Origin of the sequence: Streptosporangium sp. NPDC023825 (assembly GCF_040639575.1) — a bacterium.
Taxonomy (GTDB): Bacteria; Actinomycetota; Actinomycetes; order Streptosporangiales; family Streptosporangiaceae; genus Streptosporangium.
Map to the genome: position 1 here is coordinate 55,835 of NZ_JBFAAE010000021.1, position 18,755 is coordinate 74,589.

The following is an 18,755-nucleotide window of genomic DNA, read 5'->3' on the forward strand; positions in this document are numbered from 1 at the left end:
CGGCACCCCCCGGCCCGCCCCGGCGGAAAACCTGTTCAGGCCGCGCCGGTGGAAAACCCGTTGCGAGGCAGCGAGACGGGCCGTACCGTCTAGTGCCATGTGCATGTGCTTCGCCGCCCAGATGGTCGGCTACGTGATCCGTCCCCGCGGCAGCCGGGCTCCGGCTCGCTAGGGACGCGTCACCTCTCCTCCGTTCTCCACGCGTCCCCGATGCGCGCCCAGGGCCTCCGAGACCTTTCCTCACCTCGGACCCGAAAGGGCGAAAGCTGTGACGCACTCCTTCGCGCACGGAAACCATTCACACACCCAGAGAAAGGTCAGGAACGAGGGTGGCCGCGGTGAACGCGACCGGGCCAGGCGCACCCTCTCGCAGAACTTCCTCGTCGACCCGCGGGCCGTCCGGCGGATGGCCGGGGCGGTCGGATCGCACGGGCTGCTCCTGGAGCCGGGCGCGGGCCAGGGTGCTCTCACCCTGGCCCTCGCGGAAAGCTGCGCCAGGGTCGTGGCGTACGAGATCGACCCGCTGTACGCGGGCAGGCTCGCCGCCCGCACCCGCGACGACGACCGGATCGAGGTGGTCAGGGGCGACTTCCTGACCGCGCGGGTCCCGCGCGAGCCGTTCGCGGTCGCCGGGAACATCCCCTACTCGATCACCTCCAGGATCGTCGGCTGGTGCCTGCGCGCGCCCGCGCTCACCTCGGCGACCCTGCTCACCCAGCTGGAGTACGCGCGCAAGCGTTCCGGCGACTTCGGCCGCTGGAGCAAGCTGACCGTGCTGACGTGGCCCGGCCACTCCTGGGAGCTGGCCGGGCAGGTCGGCCGCGAGAGCTTCCGGCCGGTGCCCGCCGTCGACTCGGCGATCCTGCGGATCGTGTCGCGCCCCGTCCCGCTGCTCGCCGGCGGCCGGGACGCGGCCTGGCGGGAGTTCGTCGAGTACGGCTTCACCGGGCTGGGCGGTTCGCTGCACGCCTCGCTGCGGATGCGGTACGCGGCCCGGCGGGTGGACGCCGCGTTCGCGCAGGCGCGGGTGGACCGTGACGCCGTGGTGGCGTTCGTCCATCCCGACCGGTGGCTGACGCTCTTCGCGCTGCTCCACTGAGGCACCCCGTCCGATCGGACACCCGTCCACCGAGGCACCCGTCCGATCGGACATCCGGGACCGCCCGGGTCCGGCCCGCCCCATCGGCCGGACCCGGGCTCCCACCACCTTCACGACGAACGGGAACCCCCGGAAACGACGTCTCCCGTCCGCCGGTCCTCGTCCGCCCACCCGGGGCTCACGGAGCCTCAGGCCCCCATGGCCGCCCGGCGGATCTTGGCCGCGCCGTACTCGCCGGGCGCGAGGCAGCAGGGACACGGACACGGACGCCTGCCGTGGGCTTTGGGCATGTATCTCCAGCCGGTCACCTGGTTCACGGCGCGGACGCGGTGGATCTCCTTCGCGGTGATCGCCCGGGGGATGAAGACCTCGTATCCCCGGGCGTCGTCGCACCCGGCGATCAGGGCGGCGGCCTCGGCGCTGGGGAGCAGCTCGTGCTCCTGCCCGTAGTGGCCCACGAACACCGGCTCGTCGTCGGGCACCCGGAAGTCGACGGCCGTCAGCGTACGGCGTCCACCGCGTTTCAGCTCGCGGACCCACTGGTGGGTGAGCTGGTAGGAGGGCAGGACCGGCAGGCAGAACAGACCCGGCAGACCGTCGCGGCCACGGCTTCGCGCGCCGATTCCGGCCCGCCGCACCGATCGGATGTTCTTCGCCGCCGTGAGATGGACGAACATTGTCATACGGTCACCCCTCCGGGATATGACGTCCGGTCTTCCAGAAGCGCCCCACCTCCTCCTTGAAGGCTCCGTGAAGGTCCATGAGATCCATGAAGATCGACCAGAGCGTGACGGCAGCCTAACCCGGCGTACGGCTGCGGCAAACGGATTTTCCGGCGGGCCCTACCCGGCGGTGACGCGCGGGCGGTCGCGGCGGGCGTCGTGCAGGACCGAACCCCACCAGAGGAGCTGGTCGAGCAGCGCCTTCGCGGCGCGCTCGGGGCCCTCGGGATCCTTGAGGGCGCCGTCGGGGCCGAACAGCTCGTAGTACCGGGGGAAGGTGACGTAGTCGCGGACGGTGTGGGCGTGCAACTCGCCGAAGACCTGGCGCAGCTGCTCGACCGCCAGGAGGCCGCCGCTCCCCCCGCTGTAGCCGACGAAGCCGATCGCCTTCGCCTCCCACTCGGTGTAGTGCCAGTCGATGGCGGCCTTCAGCGAGGCCGGGAAGCTCCGGTTGTACTCCGGCGTCACCACGACGATCGCGTCGGCCGCCTCGATCCGCCGGGTGAGGTCCGCCATCTCCGCCGGACGGGCCATGTCGGGTTGGAGCGCCGGCGGCAGGGGCGGCAGTTCGAGCGGCAGCGGCGTGTCCGCCAGATCGATGAGATCCACCGTGAACCGGCCGTGGCGCTCGGCCCGCTCGGTGAACCAGTTCGCGACCACCGGGCCGAACCTGCCCTCCCTGACGCTGCCGATGATCACTGCGAGGTTGAGGGTCTCACTGGGCATGGTCGTGCTCCCTGTCGGGGGTTCGAGGTCCGAGGTGACCGTGAAGGTCACGTTCCCCAACCTGCCGGGCGGGGCGGAGACCAGGAAGACCGGGCCAAGACTGGTAGTGGCAGGGCCACGACCACGGCGGCCACGGCTGTTACGTTCGAAACGTGAGCGACAACGAGCTGGGCATGTTCCTGCGCATCCGCCGCGAAGCCGTCACCCCCGCCGAGGTGGGGCTGCCCACCGGCCCCCGCCGCCGCACGCCGGGCCTGCGCAGGGCCGAGCTGGCCACGCTCGCCGGGGTCAGCGTCGAGTACCTGACCCGGCTCGAACAGGGACGCGACCGCCACCCGTCCGCGCCCGTGCTCTCGGCTCTGGCCGCCGCGCTACGGCTGACCACGAGCGAACGCGTCCACCTGCACCGGCTCGCCAAGTCGGCCGACGGCGGCTTCACCTGCATGGGCGCCACGATGCCGGCCCGCGCGGTCCGTCCCACCGTGCGGGCACTGCTCGACCGGCTGGAGCCCGCCCCCGCCCTGCTGCTCAACCGGCTGAGCGAGATCCTCGCCTGGACGGCGGGCTACGAACGGCTGGCCGGGCCGATCGGCCTGCTGGACGGCAGCCCGCCGAACCTCGCCCGCTTCGTGTTCACCGACAGCCGGGCGCGGACCGCCTACCCCGACTGGGACCATGTCGCCGACGAGCAGGTCGCCGCCCTCAAGCAGGGGCCGTTCCGGGCGGACTGGCACATCGCCACGCTGGCCGACGAGCTGGCCGTCACCGCCGGGGCCGCTTTCGCCGGGCGGGTGGACACCCTGCCCGGCCTCCCGAAGTCCAGCGGCGTCACGCGGCTGGTCCACCCCGACGCGGGTGAGCTGCGCCTGGCGTACGAGACCCTCGAACTGCCCGCCGACGACGACCAGCGCCTCATCGTCCATCTCCCCGCCGACAGCGCCACCTCCGCCGCGCTCGACCGCCTCACCGGCCGCCACCCGGGCGCCCTGCGCGCGGTCTCCAGCTGACACGGTCTCCAGCTGACACGGAGCACGCCGCACACCGGTACGGGCCGGGTGAACACGCGAGTACGCCGCCGGACGGCCTCCTCCGGGGCGCGGCGGAACGGCCTCGACGGCCTCTCGTGTGAACGACGGCCCCGCGAGCCTTTCCGGCCACGGCCCCGCGAGCCTTTCCGGCCACGCCGCCCGGGTCGGGGGCCCTATCAGCGTGGCGCCCTCCGTTGCGCGCCCCAACCGACATAATCGAGACGATCAGCCTGGTCAGGCCCCACATGTGACGTCCTCATCCGGGGCGTCCCCGGGCAGGTCCCCTCCACCGGCACCCATGTCACACCACGGGACGACCGTACAGCGACCCGGGCGTCCGGCAGGAGGAACGTATGCGTCTCGCCATACGAATCGCAGTCGCGGCCGTTCTCACGGCGGGCCCGAGCGGCCCGGCCGGACCGGCCGCCCCACCCCCTCCCCCGCCCGGTCCCGCGCGTACGCCCGCCGCCACGGCCCCCGGGCGCGCACCCGCCGTCACGGTCGACGTCGACGCCGCCCCCACGCCCGCCGTCGCGCCCGGCGCCACCCCCACGCCCACGCCCATGACCGCGCCCGGTGCCACCCCCGCCCCCATGGCCACCCCGACCCCGGTGGCCAGTGCCAGTTCCGGTGCCACCGCGACCGCGACCGCGACCCTCAGCACCAGGACCGACCACACGGTCTCGCTGCCCCCCTTCGGAGGCAGGAACACCATCCCCCCGTGGCTGAAGAAGGTCCCCTCGCTCCGCGTCCTGCCCCTGTGGCCCCGCCAGGCCAGCCACGTCCGGATATTCGTGCACTGCCCCCCGAAGTCGAACCACGCGCTCATCGGCTCCACCGCGTTCAACCTGAAGGGGTCCAGACGCCTCTACCGGGAGGTGGGGCTGGGGCTCTCCGACCGGGGGCTGGGGCACCGCGCCGCGTCCATCTCCTACTTCGCCCTGCCGGGGTTCCACGAGGCGTGCCTGAAGTGCGTGAAGGTCACGATGAACCAGCAGACCCGCATCCGGCGGATCCGGGTGCTCGGCCGCGACTCCACTCCCCTCTACGTGCGAAGGTTCAGCATCTGGCAGTTCTTCGACTAGCGCGTGCCCCCTCCCGGCCCGGCGTGTCCGGCCACGGCGATGATTTCCCGGACTCCCGCGGGTTGTACGCGGCGACGGAACCCGTCGGCTCACAGGAGGCAGGCATGACACACGGGGAACGCCCGGGCACGGACCCCGGGCACGGAACCGCGCTCTGGTCCTCGGCGGCCTGGCGGCAGGGCGCGGTGTCATGGCTGGACGAGCGGCTCGCCGAGGCGGGGACGGAGCGGACCGGCGAGGTCACCCAGCCGCACCTGCGGCCGTGGGGGACGGTGCTCAGGGCACCCACCACCCGAGGCCCGGTGTGGCTGAAGGCCCCCGGACCGGACACCGCGTTCGAGGTGGGGCTCTACCGGCTCCTGCTGCGGGTCGCGCCGGAGCGGATCCCGCCCCCGATCGCCGTCGGCGTCGAGCGCGGCTGGGTCCTGCTGCCCGACGGTGGGACACCGCTCGGGGACCGCGTGGACGGCACCGCCCTGGCCGACGCCCTGGTGACGGCCCTGCCGGAGTACGGCCGGCTCCAGCGCGACCTCATGCCGTACGTCGAGGACCTGCCGCCGATCGGCGTCACCGACATGCGCGCCGCCGTCATGCCGCGGCGCTTCGACGAGGCGGCGCACGCGGTCGGGAAGTACGTGGAGCGCTACGGCGACACGTCCGACAGGGAGGCCCACCGGCGGGTGACCGCCATGCGCGCCACCTTCGTCTCGTGGAGTGAGCGGCTCGCCGCCGCGTCCGTACCGCCGAGCCTGGACCACAACGACCTGCACCCCTGGAACATCCTGGTGACCGGGACCGCTCCGGCCCGCCGGGTACGGTTCCACGACTGGGGCGACAGCGTCGTGGCCCACCCGTTCGCCAGCATGCTGGTCGCCCTGGGATTCCTGCACCTCCAGCTGGGCCTCGCCCCCGATGACCCGGCGATCCTGCGCGCCAGGGACGCCTACCTCGGCGTGTTCGGCGACCTCGCCCCGCACGCGGAACTCGTCGAGGAGCTGGAGCTGGCCTGCCGGGTCGGCAAGATCGCTCGCACCCTGGTGTGGGAGCGGTCGATCCGCCTCCAGGGCCACGCGCGGGCGGGCGAGTTCGCGAGGGCGCCACTGGACTCCTTCGCGTCCCTGGCGGCGGACTCGTGGCTCGCGCTCGGGGCCTGAAGGTGCCCGCTCCGCCCGCCCCGCCCGCCGGGGCTCGCCGGGGTTCGCCGGTAGGGTTTCGCGGGATGAGCGAGGTCGAGCGGGAATCCGGGACCGACGCGCCCGGAGCGCGGCTGCTGGAGTCCGCGAGGAGGGGCGACCCCGACGCCTTCGGGCGGCTGGTCGACCCGTTCCGCGGTGAGCTGCACGCGCACTGTTACCGGATGCTCGGATCGGTCCACGACGCCGAGGACGCCCTGCAGGAGTCGCTGGTGCGCGCCTGGCGGGGCCTGGAACGGTTCGAGGAGCGCGGCTCCTCGATCCGGCCGTGGCTGTACAGGATCGCGACCAACAGGTGCCTGACGCTGATCGAAAGCCGGGGTCGCCGGGAGCTGCCCACCGATTTCGGCCCGGGTGCCGCGCCGCTCGCCGAGACCTCGTGGGTCGGGCCGTACCCCGACGAGAGGCCGGGCCCCGAGGCCCGCTACGTGGCGCGCGAGGGGATGGAACTCGCCTTCGTCGCCGCGCTCCAGCACCTGCCGGCTCGCCAGCGGGCCGCCCTGGTCCTGCGCGAGGTCCTCGGGTTCCCGGCGCGCGAGGTCGCGGACCTGCTGGACACCACGGTCGCGTCGGTCAACAGCGCGCTGCAGCGCGCCCGCAGGACCCTCGGCACCCGGCGTCCCGGCACCGGCCCGCGCTCCCCGGACGAGGAGGGGCTCCGGAAGCTGGCGGACCGGTACGCGGCCGCGTGGGAGGCCGGAGACGTCGAGGCCATCGTGGCGATGCTGACCGACGACGCCAGGTACGCGATGCCGCCGCTGCCGGAATGGTACGAGGGCCGCGAGGAGATCAGGGCCTTCCTGGTCGAGGGGCCGCTGACCTGCCGGTGGCGCTTCCTGCCGGCGCGCGCGAACGGGCAGCTCGCGTTCGGCACCTACGCGTGGGACGAGGACAGGAAGGTCTACGTCGCGGCCGGGCTCGACCTGCTCGCGCCGCGGGGCACGAGGATCGCCGAGGTCGTCTCGTTCCTGACGCCGGAGATCTTCCCCCTGTTCGGCCTCCCCACCGAGATCGCGGACTGACACGGCATCGGGCGGGCGGCGTCACTGGAGGACGTCGGCAACGTGGCCGTCTTCGCCGCCTCCGACCTGGCCCGCACCATGACGGGTACGGCGATCGACATCACCTGCGGCGCGGTCCCGGACTGACGGTCCCGGGCCGAAAGTCCTGGCTCGACAGTCCTGGACCGACGGCCGGATCACGACTCGCCGGCCGGGCCGGCGTCCGGCCGCCAGATCCAGTTCTGCCGGTCGTACAGCGGCCGCAGCCCGGCCGCGAGCATGTTGTTCAGCGACGGATTGGCCGAGCCCTCCGCCGGCAGCCCGGCCTCGGCGACGAGCCGGCGGCAGCCCGCGTTCGCGGCCTCCTTGGCGCGGGCCGCCAGCAGGGCCGACTGCGCGCCGCGGTTGCGGTGGCCGGGCAGCGTCGAGGCGGCGTTCAGGGAGCCGATCTCCCCGTGGACGAAGAGATTGGCTCCGGCGACCATCTCGTCGCCGTCCCAGACCGCGAACGGCCGGAAGGCCGGATGCCCGACGCTGGCCGCCAGCATCTCGGCGAGCCCCTCCTCCGGCATGCCGAACCCCCGCAGGACGACCGAGGCCCACTCCAGGGCTGCGTCGGGACCGACCGGCCCGACGCGCATCCCGGTCCGGCCCGGCCGGAAGGCGTCGATCGGGCACGACAGCTTCACCCAGGACGATCCCGGGCTGATGCCGTGCCTGGTACGAATGTCGTCCCAGTCCGGCGGCAGCACGGACGGAGCGATCTGGATGACCGTGCCCCGACTGCCTTCCGCCCGGTAGAAGTCCACCACGCGGTCGACGAGATCGTGGGTGATCGGCTCCTCGAAGCCGAAGCCCAGCGCCTTGCTCCAGTAGCCCGTCACGTCGTGCCGCATCGACAGGGCGACACCGCCGCCGATCCGCGTGGTGGCGATCCCGAGCGTGGACGTGGCGGACGGCGGTGCCAACGATTCGTACTGGTACATGAACTCCGCCTCGACGCCTTCGGCGAGAGCGGTCAACCGGTCCTGCGACATGCTGTTTCCCCTCGGATGCACTGGATGCACCGGATGCATCGGATCCCTCGACACCCCCGTGGCCGCGTCTCGCGTTCACGCGACTCGCGCCCCGGGACCTTACGCCTGCAAGATGCACCGGCCACCCCGGAAGTTCGATCCGTCCGCGAATTCACGGGAACCGGCCGCACACCGCCGTGCCCCGCCGTGACGGATCAGCGCTACGCACCCGGGACACCGGCGTCGCGCGGGAGATGGAACAGCCGGAACCGCCGCACCCTGCCCGCCTCCAGGAACTGCACCCACACGGCCGCCGGCGGGCAGTGGAAAGGGTCGTCGGGCGGATTCACCAGGTCGGTCTCCCAGATGACCACCTCACGACCGGCCACGACATTGGTCAGGCGCTGGTGCACGCCGTCGTCAAGATCGCGGTTCATCGCCCGTACGAGGTAGTCGAAGCCCTTCGTGCGCTTGCCCCGGGACCAGGTGATGTCCACCTCCGGGGACCAGTGCGCCGCCAGGGCCTCGGCGAACGAGCCGCGGCGCGCGGCCCGCAGCGTCTCCTCGGCCTCCCTGCGGCGCGCCTCGGTCAGCACCGCCACGTCGTCGTGGGCCAGGTTCGCGGTCGCCAGCAGGGCCCCGGACAGCTTGGCGCGGGCCTGGCTGAGCCGGCTGCGCACCGTGCCGACCGGCACCGCGCACAGCTCCGCGATGTCCTCGTAGGCCGTCACGTCGGTGAAGTAGCGCAACATCGTCACCAGCCGCAGGTTCGGGGACAGCTCCTCCACCGCGCTCCAGACCCAGTCCCGCGTGGCGTACCGGTCCAGGAGCTCCCCGGGATCGGGCTCACCGCGCGGCAGCACCAGCGACTCGAGATCACCGACCGGCACCGCTTTCCTGCTTCGAAGGTGCATCCGGCAGACGTTGCGGACGATCGCCCGTAGCCAGGGCGCCACCGCGCGCGGATCCCGGACGTCCCCGATGCGGCGCAACGCGACCAGGGCGGCCTCCTGGACGGCGTCCTCGGCCTCGGGGACACGGCCCAGGACGCCCAGCGCCACCGCGCGCATGTCCGCCTGGTACCGGGCCAGCAGCAGCCCGAGGGAGCCGACGTCGCCGGCCTGCGCCTCGCGAACCAGATCGACTTCTGCCGGCACCCCGCCCCCCATACCCTGAGAGTATCGAAAATCCCCTTACCTGCGGCTATTGGCACCTATATGCCTAAACGAGCTGCCGGAACCGGCGCCCGCGACCTCGACCAGCCGGTCCACGCGCGACCTCTTGACGGCATCGCCTGTCGCCGGCAGGGCCGCCCCGGACCCGTCCCCGTCCCCGTCCCCGTCCAAGGGAACGGGTGGGCCCGTTGGCCTTCGCGGTGAAAGGGACCGAGGAGCCGGGGCGCGCTCTCCCCTGTGTCGCCTCCCTGTTCCCGGCCGGCCTTGAATGTTCTGCGGCCACCGGAGATTCGTCATCTTCGGCTTGCGGTCGACGGCGATCATCACCCGGTCGTCCTCCACGGCGAACACGACCCGGGCCGGACGCGGTGTGTCGGCGCCGCTCATCATGGCCGGTCGCGTGACGCGCTCCTCCACCGGCCCCGTCAGGTCTCACCGTCTTTCGACGCCCCGGTGAGCAAGCGCCCTCGCCTACTCACATGTCGTCGTGAAGCGCGGATCACTTTCGGTGCGACAGCGGGGGCGGCAGGCGAAAGACCGTGGATGCGACGGTCGCTTTGGAGCGCGAGAAGAGCAGGAGAAACCCATGCACACGACTCTCACAGCTGGACGTCACGCCTTTCGGGTGTTTGCCACGGGTCGCCATCCGGCGGATGACACTCCGGTCTTTACCGCTCCGCCTGCGACACTCACTGCCAGCTGAGTGAATTGTCATGATACATAGTTGAATGTCCGGTTTTTCGAACAAGTGGTTAGATTTAAACGCCCCCAACCACCTGGACCGATGTTGAAGTCGTGCCCTATGGGCAAGAAGGCACCTAAGGGGCGTATCACAAGTGCGATATGTGTCGTTCGCCCTGTTCAAGGCGGCTTTTTTTGATGCGGGAACCTTCATCCGGCGACTTCGAAGAGATGGGCTCTAACAGCGAGTCACAGCAATTTTTGCTACAAGCAGACCTAAGCCCCTATCCTCCTCTAGGTTTTAGAGCCATAATCCTCATGTATTGAGGTACAGGGTGCGTAGACTCGCCCCCCAGCCCGTTGAGCAGTCCGCCTGACAGGAGGAGAGATGCTTCTCCGTTTCCGTGTCGCCAACTACGCATCGTTGCGCGACGAGCAGGAGCTCAGCCTGGTCGCCCTGGACGAGCACAGCGAGATCGCGGCGCAGCGTCCCCTTCAAGAGGATCTGTCCGTACTACCCGCTGCGGCGATCTACGGCGGCAACGCCTCGGGCAAGTCGAACCTGCTGCAGGCCCTGCGCTTCGCGGCGAGCGCCGTCGAGAACTCCCATCAAAGATGGAAGCCCGGTTCCGCCATCCGCCGCAACAGCTTCCGTTTCGACGACGAGAGCCGCAAGAAAGAATCAGAATTCTCTGTCGACATTTCCCTCAACGGGGTTCACTACGAGTACGGATTCGCCCTGAACGACGAAGCCGTGCAGGGCGAGTGGCTGTACAGCTTCACCAAACAACAACGGAGAGTCCGCCGCGTCCTGTTTGAAAGATCGGGACCCGATGGTGAATCGATCCGGTTCGGCGAACATCTCAAGGGCAAAAAAAAGTCCATCACCGAATTGGTCCGGCCGAACAGTCTTTATCTGTCCACCGCGGCCGCGAACAACCATCCCCAGCTCACAGAGATATATCACTGGTTCGAGAACCAGATCATCTACATCGATGCAGGCGAGCCTTGGCTGAACTTGTCACAGACCCTGCGCGAGCTAGAAGCACACGATCGCGATGGCGTTCTGCGCCTGCTCAGCCATGCGGATTTCGGAATCACCGGCGTCAAGCAAGAACCTCGACAGATGGAGAAGAAGGTACGTGACGGTTTCATTGCGCTGCTGAGCGCAATAGATCCAGATCTTCCCCTCGGCGAGGACGTCGAGTTCCAAGCCCCCCCGAAGGTTGACTTTGTTCACCAGGTGAGGAGTGGCGAGTACATACTGCCGATGGCGCACGAGTCCAGCGGAACGCGCGCCTGGTTCGCCCTTCTAGGGCCGATCCTGCAAGGACTTTCACTGGGGCGACTAGTCGTGGTAGACGAGCTGGACGCCTTTCTGCATCCCCTCCTGGCAGGAGAGCTCGTTAACTTGTTCCAAAACCCCGCTTTCAACAAGAACGGCGCTCAACTGGTTTTCAATACGCATGACGTGACCCTTCTGTCCTCTCTGACGAAGGCGAGACTCAGGCGCGACCAGGTATGGTTCACGGACCGCACGCCGGACGGGGCGACAGAGCTTCACCCGTTGACTCGTTACCACGTCAGAGACGGACTGGACAGCGTCTTACGCGGCTACCTCCTCGGCCGCTACAGGGGTGTGCCCATTTTTGACGATTCCTTCCTCGAAGAGGACCTGAGTCGGCACACTGGTTCGCATGTCGATCCGCCGCAGCAGGCCCCTGAAGCGTAAAAATCAGAACCTGCCGGAGAGAGACCGCTTCCTCATCTACTTCGAGGGAGAGGTGACCGAGCGCCTCTACTTCGCGGCTCTGAAACGCCAGTTCCGGATCCCCGGGATTCGGTTGGGGTCCGCGCACGGTGAGCCGCTGAAACTGGTCAGGGCCGCTGTCGACCATCGAGATCGGGCGCCCCAGTCTGCGATGGATCAGCACGCCGAGTACACCGAAGTCTGGTGTGTGGTCGATGTCGAAGCTCCCACGCCTCACGCCTCCTTGGAGAAGGCACTGGTTCTAGCCAACCAAAACGGCATAAAATGCGCTATCTCAAACCCTTGCTTCGAGCTTTGGCTGCTTCTCCACGCCAGAGAACGGCGCGGATACCTCACCACAGATGAAGCGTGCAACTTGCTGGAAACGCATGGCGCCTGTGGCTACACCCGGAGCGGTAAGGATTTCGACCCGGTGGCGCTCTTGGGCAACTATGAGATCGCACGAGAGCGTGCGCAATCGCTCGCAAAGATCCACATGGACGAAACCCGATTGGTGGACCGCAACCCGTTCGCTTCCGTCTGGGAACTTGTCGACCGTCTCCACAAGCAGGTGGACAGCTCGGAACGACCTCGAACGCGATAGCAACCACAGCGGCGTGTACCACCGACCGGTGTATGAATCACGGCCAGCCCGTGAATCTCGATTCTCCGGCAATCCCCATCAGGCCGCCTGCGAAGACAGCTCGATCGTGAAGACGGGATCCAGGCCAGGGCGGCCACCCTCGCTCCTCGCCGCCTTCGTACGACGACGAAAGATCAAAGTTCGACGGGGGCCAGCCCGCCGGCCCTTTTCGTAGCGCCGGACGAAGGATTTCACCTGGCCGAAACCTACGGCGACATCACACTGGGTAGATTTCCGCCATCCTCGACAACGTTGACCCCTTCATCGGCGTAGCGGCCACCGACCTGCCTCGGGCACACGGTCTGGCCGCCACTTGGTGGTGGCCGAAACCCCAGGTGGGCAACACTCACCCGGGCGCCACGTCGCCGCTGGGCATGGTGTCGGCCTGCGCCTACTCCGGTGCGTACCCGACCGGTTACGGAAGGTACACCAAGAACACCGAGGGCGTGCCCGAGGAGATGTTCGGGCGGTTGCAGGCGTCCGGGTTCAGCCACTTCCAGCAGTCCGGCACCGGCGCGATCCGCAAGTACTACAACTACGTCCGGGTCACCCCGATGGTGCAGCCGCTGGACGCGCTGGGAGAGGCCTGGCCGCTGCGCGACGAGGTGGCGGAGGCGGGCTACTACGCGGCCACCCTGGACACCGGGGTCCGCTGCGAGCTCACCGTGGGCACCAAGGTCGCCGTCCATCGGTACACGTTCCCCGAGCACGGCAGCGCCCGCGTGGTGATCGACCTGTCCTGCGGCGGCCTGGCCATCGAGCACGGCCGTACCGTGCCGTTGCGGGCGCAGGTGGAGAGCATGGGCCACGGCCGGGCCCAGGGCACGGTGGTGATGGAGGGCGTCCCGCTGTCGGTGTACCTGGACGTCGACAGCCCCGGCTGGCGGCAGATGCTCTGGTACGACCGCCGGCTCATCGACGGCGGCACCCGCCTGGACTTCGACAGCATCCGGCACACCACGCTGCGGCCCTTCGGCATGCTCTTCATGGGCCCGGCCGAGGCGGGGCAGACGATCGAGGTGCGGCTCGGGTTCTCGCTGCGCGGATGCGACCAGGCGCGGCAGAACCTGGAGAGCGAGTGCGGGCACGCGCGACCGGCGTTCGACGCGGTGCGTTCCCGGACCCGGGCGCGCTGGGGCGACCACCTCGGCCGCGTCCAGGTCGAGGGTGGCACGCCGGCCCGGCGCACCGTGTTCGCGACGGCGCTCTACCATTCGCTGATCAAGCCGTGCTTCGCCGACGACGAGAGCCCGTTCTGGCCGACCCCCGGACCGTTCGCGTTCGACGTGTGCACCATGTGGGACATCTACAAGACGCAGTTGCCGCTGCTCGCGGCCATCGTCCCGGACCGGGCCGCGGACCTGCTGGAGTCGCTGATCCGGGTCTGCGAGGAGGAGGGGAACTTCCCCGTCGGCTACCGGATGGCCCGCGGCGCCGACCGGTTCTACCGCCAGGCCAGCGCGCTCGCGCACACCGCGCTGGCGGACGCCCACGCCCTCGGCCGGGCGGGCCTGGACTGGAACTGGGCGCTCGTGCACATGGTCGACGACCTGCGCCGCCTGTACGGCGAGGACTTCTTCGAGCACGGGGTGGTGCACCCGATCACCCACACCCTCGACCTCGCCTACGGCCACCACTGCACGGCACAGGTCGCCCGGGCGATGAACGACCGGCGCCTGGCCGACGACCTCGAGGACCGCGGCCGCCAGTGGTCCAACGCCTTCGACCCGGGCACGGGTCTGCTGCGCGACTCGGAGTTCTACGAGGGTGGCAAGTGGAACTACTCGTTCCGGCTGCTGCACGACATGGCCGCGCGGATCGCCCTGGCCGGCGGCGACCGTGCCTTCGTCGGCATGCTGGACAGGTTCTTCGGCTTCGGCGCCGCGCCGGTGACGCAGCCCGGCCTGCGCCCCCAGGCCGCGGAGATGGCGGCCGGATACGCCCTGAACCGGTTCGAGGGGCTGAACAACGAGCCCGACATGGAAGCGCCGTGGGCCTACCACTACGCGGGGCGGCCCGACCGTACGGCCCGGGTGGTCCACGCGGCGCTGACCTGGCAGTTCGGCACCGGACCCGGCGGGCTGCCCGGCAACGACGACTCCGGCGGCCTGAGCTCCTGGTACGTCTGGGCCTCCCTGGGACTGTTCCCGATCGCCGGGCAGAACCTGTTCCTGGTCAACGCGCCCGCGTTCGCCAGGTCCGTGCTCAGGACCGGCGGCGGCGAGTTCGTCGTCGAGACCAGCGGGCACCGCGAGACGCCGATCGGCGTCGACGGCGTCGATCACGACCTGCCGGCCCAGTACGTCCAGTCGGCGACCCTCGACGGCAGACCTCTGCACGCGACGCACCTGAGCGCCGCCACCGTGCACCGGGGCGGCGTGCTGCACCTGCGGCTGGGCCCGGAGCCGTCGGGGTGGGGGCGGGAGGCCCGCCCGCCGTCCCTTTCCGATCCGCCCGCCACATCGAAGGAAACACGATGACCAATCCCCGCCGCCGTCTCGTCATCGTGGTCAGAGCCGACCCGGTCATCTGCGGCCACTCCGGCGAGGCCCGCAACCTCGCCGAGGTGGCGCTGACCCGCGGTTTCGACGACGTACGACTGCTGACCTGGACGATCCCGACGCTCCAGGCGGCCGGGCTGCCCCTCAAGCCGCTCGACCGGCTGCTGCCGTACAGCCCGGGGATCACCGTGGAGCGCCCGGAGCCGGTCGGGGACTACCGGGTGCCGGACGGGCGCCACCAGGCCGGGCTCACCGGCCGGCTCGTCGAACTGCTCGCCGAACCGGTGCCCACGACCTGCCTGTCCATGTACACCGTCCCGCACGCCTCGGTGGTCGTGGACGCGGTCGGGGCCGCGCGCGCGGCCGGGTTCGCGCCCGACGTGCACACCGTCGCGAAGGCGGTCGGCTCCGACGTGACCAACGTGATCCGGTCGTGCCTGCGGGAGGGCCGGTTCGGCGCGGCGACCGTGCTGTTCACCACGTTCCTGGCCAACGACGAGGTCGTCGCGGTCTCCGAGTACACCCGGGAGGAGATCGTCGCCTCGGCCGAGCAGGTGGACGCCCACTGCGGCACCACGTTCGCCGAGCAGTGCCGGCGCCGCGTGACCGTCAGCTACCCGCCGATCGACTCCGCCGCCTTCCTCGACCTGGACCCGGCGCACGTGGACGCCGCGCTCGCGAGACGCGGGCTGGAGCGTGACGGGTACATCCTGTTCCTGTCCCGGGTGACCCGGGCCAAGGGCATCGACGACCTGCTGGCCGCCTACGGCCGGATGCGCTGCCGGTCACGCGTGAAACTGGTCGTCGCCGGCACCGGGCCCGCGCTGGAGGAGGTGCGGGCGCTGGCCAAGGAGGACGACCGGGTGGTGATCCTCACCGATGTCGACGACAACGAGAAGCCGCTGCTCATGCGCGGCTGCGCGGCCTATGTCCTGCCGACCAGGCCCGAGCCCGACTTCGTGGAGACGTTCGGCATCGCCCTGGCCGAGAAGATGCTCGCCGGCGGTGGACCGATCGTCACCACCAGGACGGGCGGCACCCTGGAGGCGGTCGGCGACACCGCCGTCATCGTCGAGCCCAGGGACGTCGGCGGCCTGGCCGCGGCCGTGGACCGGGTGGTCCTGGACATGCCCGCCGCCGAGCGGCGGGACCTGGAGCTCCGCGCCCGCACCCGCGCGATGGCCTTCGACCGGGCCGCGGTGTTCGACGACCTGTTCCCGCAGGAGGCGCTCGCCGCCGGGGCCCGCTGACCTCGGCACGACCCCGGCGGCCGGTGGTTCCCCGGCCTCGACACGACCCCGACGCCCCGTGGTCCCCCGACCGCACCTCGGGCGCCCGTCTCGCCGATGCGGTTCCGTCTGGGGTGCGGTTCCGGCCGAGGTACGGTTCCGGCCGGAGCGCGGTTCCGGCCGGAGTACGGTTCCGGCCGGGGCGCGGTTCCGGCCGGGCGGAGTGACGGGGCCGCCGCGCGCCCCGTCATCGGCCCCTGCCGTTCTCGCTACTCGTCAGGCAGCAGGTACCGCCAGGAGAGCACGAAGAGCGCCCCCGAACCGGTCTTGAAGAGTGACCTGCTGTGCTCCGGCCCGGCGGGCACCGCCTTGGTGATCGCCTTCACCGCCGCCCCCTCGACGTCCTTGCGCCAGACCGGGTCCACCGTGCCCGAAGGCTCCGGGACCCCCGCGGGCCACGGTGCCGGCGTGCCCTCCGCCGACGCGGCCCCCTCGGCGACCATCCGGACGCGGGTGGCGACGTAGTCGGTGCCCGAGGCCGCGGCCCGGGTCGCCAGGCCGTCCATCAGCTTCTTCGCGTCCGAGAGCTCCTTGGGGTAGAAGCCCGCGACCTGGTCCAGGGCCGGGACCCGGACCTCCAGCATCTTCCCGTCCTTCCCCCGTACCCCGAGGACGGTGGCCGGCACGTCCGTCACCATCGGCGCGCCCGGCCTGGGCGTCGCGGTCGGCGGCTGCCCGGTCAGGTATCTCTCCATCGACGCGACCGTCTCGTCCACCTCGGCACCGGTGAGCCTCAGTTGCCTGCGCGCGTCAACGATCACCAGGCCGTCGCCGTACAGCACCACCCTCGGCGGGCGCAGCACGTTCGTGGTCGCGGTCACGAACCCGCCTTCGGAACCCCACAGGGCGACCGGCTTCGCCGGCCCGTCATCGGCCGGGGTCGCCGACATATCCGCTCCCGCTCCTCCACAGGCCGCGGTCAGCGACAACAGTGCGACAAGCAGGGTCATTCGTAGTCTCATGCCCCATAAACGTACTTTTCCCCCAGGTGGTTCAGCTGGCATCGTCCGAGGTCAGGCGCTTCCCCGGCAGGCGGACGTCGCGCGCCGGCCTCGTCGCGAGGACCCTTCCCGCGCCCGCGGCCGGTCGAGCCCTGCGGGGGCGGCGGGGGCGGCACAGCCCGGCGAACCGGCTCGCCCCAGCCTTCCCAAGACGTTCGATCCGAGGTGTCAGCCCATGCTTTTGGCGCCGTCGAGGGATTCGCGGATGATGTCGGCGTGGCCGGCGTGCTGGGCGGTCTCGGCGATGATGTGTATCAGCACCCTGCGGGCCGACCACCGCGCGCCGGGCTCGAACCACGGGGCCTCCGGCAACGGCTGGGTGGCGTCCAGCCCGGGCAGGCCGGCGACCAGCTCGTCGGTCCGTCGAGCGACCTCGGCGTAGCCGGCCAGCACACCGGCCAGCGTCTCGCCGGGCAGCATCCGGAACTCGTCGGCCCTCCGGGCCCAGTCGGCCTCGGTCATGGTGGCGAAGTCGCCCATCGCCGACGGGCCGTCCAGGATGAAGTCCACCCAGTTCCGTTCGACCGCCGCGACATGCTTGATCAGCCCGCCCAGGCACAGCTCGCTGGCGGTGGTCCGCAGCACGGCCTGCTCGTCGGTGAGGTCGCGAGTGGTGAAGCGCAGGAAGTGCCGGTGCTTGGCCAGCATCGCCAGCAGGTCGGCACGCTCGCCGGTGACAGCGGGCACACCGGCGGCGGGCTCACCGGTGGCGGCGGGCATCTCGGCGGCGACGGGCGCGTCCGTGATGTCGCGGGTGGTCAGCTCTTCAACGGTCGTGGTCTCGCTCACGGTCTTCGCCTTCCGTTGTTCCGTCGGTCAGGACCCACGTTAGGCCGGATAGAGGTCACTTTCTGACCTGAATCGCGAAAAAATCACAACATATCGAACATCGGCACCCGAATGCTGGGACTGCTCTCCCCGGACGTGCGAAGGGTCGCAGGCGGAGCTAGTCGCACGTGCAGGCCGCCCTGCTTCCCATGCCGGCCGGCCAGAGCCCGGCGGCTGCGCGCACCACCGTGACCGCGCCGCGCCACATCCACAACCCCTGGGGTCTCTTCCACCGGATCCGGGCCGCGAGAGTCTCCTCACCTCCGAAGAACTGCTGGCGAGGAGTAGCCCCGCCAGGCGAATCCTCCAGTACGTCTCCACGCTGCCCACCCCCGCGCCCCCGTCCGAGGGCAAGCACGGCGACGACCTCCTCGATCACCGCGCTCGGCTGTTCGACACGGCCGCGCGGTCGGCGCCGACGGGGTTCTGGCCGGCACTGCTGGAACTGCTACCGGCGTTCGAGGGCACGCTCCCGGAACTGCTCGACGTCGCTGCCACACACCCCCGCCCCTCCCGCGCGCAAAGGCCGGGCGACGGCACCGGCAGCTGACGTACCGTCCGGACGTCCGTGTACACCGGCCCGCTGCCAACCTTCCGAGCAGCACACCGACGCCGTACGACCCGCGTCACTTCTCGCTGGTTTTCGTGCTCTCACCGGACGGCGACGCGACAAGGGCGTCATCCGCCGGGCGGCCACGATCGACCGGCCCGCAGGTTCATCGGTCGCAGGCGGCCCAGATCCTCGAAGAACTCACGCTCGCCGATCTCGTACGGAGCGAACTCGTCGAGTTCCAGCTGAGCGTAGGTCAGGCCGCCGTACCGGTCCTCGTCGTGCTCCGCGTCATAGGCGATCACCGTGCCGTCGGCGTAGGCCTCGACCTGCACGTGGGCATACCCCTCGTCATCGAGCGCCAGGTAGAACGTGGACGTTCCCCAGCTCGCGTACTCATCTCCCCGATTCTCGTCCCACCCTCGCCGGAAGTACCTCACCTCATCAGCTCCTTTCTCCACGGCCTC

16 protein-coding genes are annotated in these 18,755 nt (G+C 70.4%); 9 read left to right on the forward strand and 7 right to left on the reverse strand.

What is annotated here, in order from left to right; translation table 11 throughout:
- Positions 1-268 precede the first annotated feature (268 nt).
- On the forward strand, positions 269-1,099 hold the full coding sequence (gene erm, locus AB0G15_RS19910) for an ErmE/ErmH/ErmO/ErmR family 23S rRNA (adenine(2058)-N(6))-methyltransferase (protein WP_362841621.1): 831 nt from the start codon (positions 269-271) through the stop codon (positions 1,097-1,099).
- A gap of 188 nt (positions 1,100-1,287) precedes the next feature.
- On the opposite strand, the gene AB0G15_RS19915 is transcribed toward erm, so the two are convergent.
- Both AB0G15_RS19915 and AB0G15_RS19920 read right to left on the reverse strand, forming a co-directional pair.
- Positions 1,288-1,782, reverse strand: coding sequence for a hypothetical protein (locus AB0G15_RS19915; RefSeq protein WP_362841624.1), 495 nt, complete (start codon positions 1,780-1,782; stop codon positions 1,288-1,290).
- A gap of 159 nt (positions 1,783-1,941) precedes the next feature.
- A complete protein-coding gene (locus AB0G15_RS19920; RefSeq protein ID WP_362841627.1) occupies positions 1,942-2,547 on the reverse strand; it encodes an NAD(P)H-dependent oxidoreductase in 606 nt (201 codons plus the stop codon).
- A 152-nt stretch (positions 2,548-2,699) separates the two neighbouring features.
- Here AB0G15_RS19920 and AB0G15_RS19925 point away from each other — a divergent pair, with 152 nt between their 5' ends.
- From AB0G15_RS19925 to AB0G15_RS19940, 4 genes are all read left to right on the forward strand, one after another.
- The gene (locus tag AB0G15_RS19925) at positions 2,700-3,554 is read left to right on the forward strand and encodes a helix-turn-helix transcriptional regulator (protein ID WP_362841629.1); all 855 of its coding nucleotides are present in this window, start codon (positions 2,700-2,702) and stop codon (positions 3,552-3,554) included.
- A gap of 374 nt (positions 3,555-3,928) precedes the next feature.
- Entirely contained in the window at positions 3,929-4,660 is a 732-nt protein-coding gene (locus AB0G15_RS19930; protein ID WP_362841632.1) for a hypothetical protein, read from the forward strand.
- Positions 4,661-4,764: 104 nt separating this feature from the next.
- Positions 4,765-5,814, forward strand: coding sequence for a phosphotransferase (locus tag AB0G15_RS19935; RefSeq protein WP_362841635.1), 1,050 nt, complete (start codon positions 4,765-4,767; stop codon positions 5,812-5,814).
- Positions 5,815-5,879: 65 nt separating this feature from the next.
- Positions 5,880-6,875, forward strand: coding sequence for a sigma-70 family RNA polymerase sigma factor (locus AB0G15_RS19940; RefSeq protein WP_362841638.1), 996 nt, complete (start codon positions 5,880-5,882; stop codon positions 6,873-6,875).
- A 176-nt stretch (positions 6,876-7,051) separates the two neighbouring features.
- Here the strand turns inward: AB0G15_RS19940 and AB0G15_RS19945 are convergent, their stop codons facing one another.
- Entirely contained in the window at positions 7,052-7,891 is an 840-nt protein-coding gene (locus tag AB0G15_RS19945; protein ID WP_362841641.1) for a GNAT family N-acetyltransferase, read from the reverse strand.
- A gap of 200 nt (positions 7,892-8,091) precedes the next feature.
- The gene (locus tag AB0G15_RS19950) at positions 8,092-9,027 is read right to left on the reverse strand and encodes a sigma-70 family RNA polymerase sigma factor (RefSeq protein ID WP_362841644.1); all 936 of its coding nucleotides are present in this window, start codon (positions 9,025-9,027) and stop codon (positions 8,092-8,094) included.
- A gap of 1,087 nt (positions 9,028-10,114) precedes the next feature.
- Between AB0G15_RS19950 and AB0G15_RS19955 the strand changes: the two genes are divergently transcribed.
- The 4 genes from AB0G15_RS19955 to AB0G15_RS19970 all read left to right on the forward strand — a co-directional run bounded on the left by AB0G15_RS19955 (position 10,115) and on the right by AB0G15_RS19970 (position 15,870).
- Positions 10,115-11,458 (forward strand): ATP-binding protein, encoded by a 1,344-nt coding sequence (locus tag AB0G15_RS19955; protein WP_362841647.1) that lies wholly within the window; start codon positions 10,115-10,117, stop codon positions 11,456-11,458.
- Positions 11,424-12,080, forward strand: a complete 657-nt coding sequence (locus tag AB0G15_RS19960; protein WP_362841650.1) for an RloB family protein — start codon at positions 11,424-11,426, stop codon at positions 12,078-12,080. The genes AB0G15_RS19955 and AB0G15_RS19960 overlap by 35 nt, the downstream gene beginning before the upstream one ends.
- A 278-nt stretch (positions 12,081-12,358) precedes the next feature.
- Positions 12,359-14,599: a glycoside hydrolase domain-containing protein gene (locus AB0G15_RS19965; protein WP_362841777.1), complete on the forward strand. Its 2,241-nt coding sequence runs from the start codon at positions 12,359-12,361 to the stop codon at positions 14,597-14,599.
- Positions 14,596-15,870, forward strand: coding sequence for a glycosyltransferase (locus AB0G15_RS19970; protein WP_362841653.1), 1,275 nt, complete (start codon positions 14,596-14,598; stop codon positions 15,868-15,870). Before AB0G15_RS19965 ends, AB0G15_RS19970 begins: the two co-directional genes overlap by 4 nt.
- 248 nt (positions 15,871-16,118) lie before the next feature.
- On the opposite strand, the gene AB0G15_RS19975 is transcribed toward AB0G15_RS19970, so the two are convergent.
- The 3 genes from AB0G15_RS19975 to AB0G15_RS19985 form a co-directional block, all read right to left on the reverse strand.
- Complete coding sequence (locus AB0G15_RS19975; protein WP_362841655.1) at positions 16,119-16,859, reverse strand: hypothetical protein; 741 nt, start codon at positions 16,857-16,859, stop codon at positions 16,119-16,121.
- 219 nt (positions 16,860-17,078) lie between these two features.
- The gene (locus AB0G15_RS19980) at positions 17,079-17,699 is read right to left on the reverse strand and encodes a DinB family protein (protein ID WP_362841658.1); all 621 of its coding nucleotides are present in this window, start codon (positions 17,697-17,699) and stop codon (positions 17,079-17,081) included.
- Between the two features lie 717 nt (positions 17,700-18,416).
- Positions 18,417-18,728: a hypothetical protein gene (locus tag AB0G15_RS19985; RefSeq protein WP_362841661.1), complete on the reverse strand. Its 312-nt coding sequence runs from the start codon at positions 18,726-18,728 to the stop codon at positions 18,417-18,419.
- Positions 18,729-18,755 lie beyond the last annotated feature (27 nt).